Genomic DNA, 3,892 nt, shown 5'->3' with positions numbered 1-3,892 from the left:
AACATCAAGATGACAGTAACTCTAATCGCACCAATCGCGATGGATGAAGGTCTTCGTTTTGCTATCCGTGAAGGTGGTCGTACTGTAGGTGCTGGTGTTGTAGCAACTATCGTAGCGTAATTATTAGCCTAGCTAATTGTTACCAAAAAGCCCGAGCTTAGTCTCGGGCTTTTTAATGTCTAGAATAAAGTGTTATATGAAGGTGGCGGTAGGTGCTTTGTAGTAACGTTCAAAGCGTAATTATTAGCCTAGCTAATTGTTACCAAAAAGCCCGAGCTTAGTCTCGGGCTTTTTAATGTCTATAATAAAGTGTCATATGAAGGTGGCGCTCTTACTTTAGGCGTAGGTGCGTTGTAGTAACGTCCAAAGCGTAATTATTAGCCTAGCTAATTGTTATCAAAAAGCCCGAGCTTAGTCTCGGGCTTTTTAATGTCTAGAATAAAGTGTCATATGAAGGTGGCGCTCTTACTTTAGGCGTAGGTGCGTTGTAGTAACGTTCAAAGCGTAATTATTAGCCTAGCTAATTGTTACCAAAAAGCCCGAGCTTAGCCTCGGGCTTATTAATGTCTAGAATAAAATGTCATATGAAGGTGGCGCTCTTACTTTAGGCGTAGGTGCGTTGTAGTAACGTTCAGAGCGTAATTATTAGCCTAGCTAATTGTTACCAAAAAGCCTGAGCTTAGTCTCGGGCTTTTTAATGTCTAAAATAAAGAGTGATTTGAAGGTGAGGATTTCACATTAGACGAAGATGCTTGGTAACAACATTCAAAATATCATTATTGGTATTAATAAAAAACCCGAGCCTAGCCCGGGTTTTGATAAGTTATGAATATGCCATAATTGGCTGAAAACTATTCAATATTTTGGATCTGTTCTCTCATTTGTTCAATCAATACTTTTAACTCTACGGCGGCAGTAGTGATGTCACTATTGATAGACTTAGATGCTAGCGTGTTAGCTTCACGATTAAATTCTTGCATCATAAAATCTAGGCGGCGGCCACATGCGCCACCTTTTTTAAGGATTTTTTTAGTTTCTTTAACGTGAGACTTTAAACGATCTAATTCTTCAGCTACATCTTGTTTTTGAGCAAGATAAATAAGTTCTTGTTCAAGGCGTGACTCGTCAATGTTTGCTGTTAAGTCTTCTAGCTTTTGAGCCAGTTTTTCACGCTGCCACTTAGCAATCTCAGGCATATGCGTTTCTACAATTTCTACTTGCTCTAAAATCGCATCAAGGCGGATTGCTATCATTTCTTCAAGGTTTGCACCTTCATCGCCACGAGCTGATTTAAAATCTTCGATTACTTGATCAAGACCAGCAATTAGTGCTGTATTAACGCTATCCATATCAAGTTCTTCAGCTTCCATAACACCAGGCCAACGTAATATATCAACAGGATTAATGTCGCCATTACTTTGCTGTTGAACCCATTTAGCGCTATTTATAAGTTGCTCAGCAAGGGCTTGGTTAATTGATAGCTCACCAACATGGGCAGGATTTGCTACAAACTTTAAAAAAACCTCAACTTTACCGCGTTGTAAGTGTTTGCGTAAACGCTCACGAATAACTGGCTCCATGCCACGAAATTGCTCTGGTGCGCGAATAAATGTTTCAAGGTAACGCTGGTTCACTGAACGAACTTCCCAAGTGCTAGTTCCCCAATCGCCTTTTATTTCGCGACGCGCATAAGCTGTCATACTGTGGATCATGGATATTTTCCTAAATTTATAAATACAATATTACGATGATTATACCGTAACACCGCTTAAGCTCTAGGGAAAATTTAATACACTGAATATTTTGCATACAGCTATTTATTTAAATCAGCATGGTATCTATACCCACATACACTTATAATGTCGCAAATTCTGAATTAAGGGGATCGTCAATGCGTCCAAGCGAAAGAACACCTAATCAAATTAGACCTGTTACATTTACACGTAATTATACTTTGCATGCTGAAGGCTCAGTACTTGTTGAGTTTGGTAACACCAAAGTACTTTGTACAGCTACTGTCGAATCGGGCGTTCCTCGTTTCATGAAAGGTCAGGGTAAAGGTTGGATCAATGCTGAATACGGTATGTTACCGCGAGCAACGCATACGCGTAATGCTCGAGAAGCTGCACGTGGTAAGCAGGGCGGTCGTACTATGGAAATTCAACGTTTAATTGCACGTGCACTGCGTGCTGCTGTTGATTTAAAAGCACTTGGCGAAAACACAATCACCATTGACTGTGATGTAATCCAAGCAGATGGCGGTACACGTACTGCTTCTATAAGTGGTGCATGTGTTGCACTTGTTGATGCGCTAACGCACATGCGTGCAAAGGGTATGATTAATTCAAACCCACTTAAGCATATGATTGCAGCTATTTCAGTAGGTATATACAAAGGCCAAGCAATTAGCGATTTAGAATATATTGAAGATTCAGCAGCAGAAACTGATATGAATGTAATTTTAACCGAAACAGGTAAAATTATAGAAATTCAAGGCACAGCCGAAGGCGAACCTTTCTCGTTTGATGAGCTAGATGAGTTACTTACTTTAGCTAAACATTCTATTCGTGAGATCATTGACGTACAAAAGCAAGCATTAGCATAAATAGGTAGGCCACTAGATATGAAAGATTATCAAAAAGAGTTTATAGAATTTGCTCTAGAGAAGCAGGTATTAAAATTTGGTGAGTTTACTTTAAAGTCAGGGCGCATAAGTCCTTACTTTTTTAATGCCGGTTTGTTTAATACAGGTCGTGACTTAGCACGTTTAGGTCGTTTTTATGCATCAGCATTAGAAGATTCAGCGATAGAGTACGATGTACTATTTGGTCCCGCGTATAAGGGTATCCCAATAGCAACAACGACGGCAGTTGCATTAGCAGATCACCATGATAAAGATGTACCGTACTGTTTTAACCGTAAAGAGAAAAAAGCACACGGTGAAGGAGGTACATTAGTAGGCTCAGAACTCAATGGCAAAATAATGCTAGTTGATGATGTAATTACCGCAGGTACCGCTATTCGTGAGTCCATGGAAATTATTGCACAAAATGGTGCAGACCTTAGTGGTGTTTTAATTGCATTAGATCGCCAAGAAAAAGGTAAAGCCGAGTTATCAGCTATTCAAGAAGTTGAACGCGACTTTAATACCAAAGTAATTTCTATTGTAAAATTAGCAGACCTTATTAGTTACCTTGAAAACCAAGGAACGATGGGCGAGCATTTAGCCTCAGTTAAAGCTTACCGTGATCAATACGGCGTAGCATAAATAAAAAGCCTCGCAGTGCGGGGCTTTATTTTGACCTTCATTCATAGAGTTTATTAATGAAAGATGTATTAAAACCAAATGGCTTAGGCCTCAAACGCGTTTTCAAAGCAACCTATTGCTCCTATCTTGGCTTTAAAGCAGCATTTAAAGAAGAAGCTGCATTTAGACAAGAGCTATTACTAAGCCTTATATTATTCCCCACTTCATTTTGGCTGGCTTCATCATTATTACACTGGGCAATACTAATTAGCTCACTGCTTATTATTCTAATAGTTGAATTGCTAAACTCTGCCATTGAAGCATTAACAGATCGAGTAAGTACAGAATTGCATGTATTGTCAGGTAGAGCCAAAGATATGGGATCTGCAGCCGTAACACTTTCATTAACGATCGTGTTGATCATATGGGGTGTAAGTCTTTATATGAAGATCGTTTAAGCTCACTTTTAATATTAGTGAAGTTTAAACACCTTTAGTTGTTAATAATTTGCTAGTTATGTTGTTTTTTTAACGTGTTTAGCTCAAATACTCAGCGAACAGCACATTATTTCAAGTTTTCTTCAAAAAAGGGTTGATCTGTTTTCGGATCTCCCTATAATGCGACCCCACTGAGACGGGAAACGCC

At 39.1% G+C, this 3,892-nt stretch carries 4 protein-coding genes and 1 pseudogene; 4 read left to right on the top strand and 1 reads right to left on the bottom strand.

All coding sequences use genetic code 11. The features are described from left to right. Positions 1–120: pseudogene (locus I6F66_RS20340) on the top strand (elongation factor Tu); the annotation flags it as partial. Positions 121–851: 731 nt separating this feature from the next. Here I6F66_RS20340 and I6F66_RS20335 read toward each other — a convergent pair. Beyond that, on the bottom strand, positions 852–1,712 hold the full coding sequence (locus I6F66_RS20335) for a YicC/YloC family endoribonuclease (RefSeq protein ID WP_197209651.1): 861 nt from the start codon (positions 1,710–1,712) through the stop codon (positions 852–854). A gap of 179 nt (positions 1,713–1,891) precedes the next feature. On the opposite strand from I6F66_RS20335, the gene rph reads away from it, so the two are divergent. Genes rph through I6F66_RS20320 form a run of 3 tightly spaced genes read left to right on the top strand, consistent with a single transcriptional unit; the run spans position 1,892 to position 3,705 of the window. Further along, on the top strand, positions 1,892–2,605 hold the full coding sequence (gene rph, locus I6F66_RS20330) for a ribonuclease PH (RefSeq protein WP_002958890.1): 714 nt from the start codon (positions 1,892–1,894) through the stop codon (positions 2,603–2,605). A gap of 18 nt (positions 2,606–2,623) precedes the next feature. Then, positions 2,624–3,268 (top strand): orotate phosphoribosyltransferase, encoded by a 645-nt coding sequence (gene pyrE / locus I6F66_RS20325; RefSeq protein ID WP_007583381.1) that lies wholly within the window; start codon positions 2,624–2,626, stop codon positions 3,266–3,268. A 56-nt stretch (positions 3,269–3,324) separates the two neighbouring features. Then, positions 3,325–3,705 carry a diacylglycerol kinase gene (locus I6F66_RS20320; RefSeq protein WP_007583384.1) on the top strand — a complete coding sequence of 127 codons (381 nt, stop codon included), beginning with the start codon at positions 3,325–3,327 and terminating at the stop codon, positions 3,703–3,705. Positions 3,706–3,892 lie beyond the last annotated feature (187 nt).

The sequence above is a fragment of the Pseudoalteromonas sp. NZS100_1 genome, from assembly GCF_015864285.1.
In the GTDB taxonomy this organism is placed as follows: Bacteria; Pseudomonadota; Gammaproteobacteria; order Enterobacterales; family Alteromonadaceae; genus Pseudoalteromonas; species Pseudoalteromonas arctica.
Note: the sequence above shows the minus strand (reverse complement) of the source record. Positions and strands in the feature narration are given on the sequence as shown.

What these genes read in the sequence shown, in the direction of transcription:
- pyrE (WP_007583381.1), top strand. Translation starts at nt 2,624, where the DNA reads ATGAAAGATTATCAAAAAGAGTTTATAGAATTTGCTCTAGAGAAGCAG.
- I6F66_RS20335 (WP_197209651.1), bottom strand. Translation starts at nt 1,712, where the DNA reads ATGATCCACAGTATGACAGCTTATGCGCGTCGCGAAATAAAAGGCGAT.
- rph (WP_002958890.1), top strand. Translation starts at nt 1,892, where the DNA reads ATGCGTCCAAGCGAAAGAACACCTAATCAAATTAGACCTGTTACATTT.
- I6F66_RS20320 (WP_007583384.1), top strand. Translation starts at nt 3,325, where the DNA reads ATGAAAGATGTATTAAAACCAAATGGCTTAGGCCTCAAACGCGTTTTC.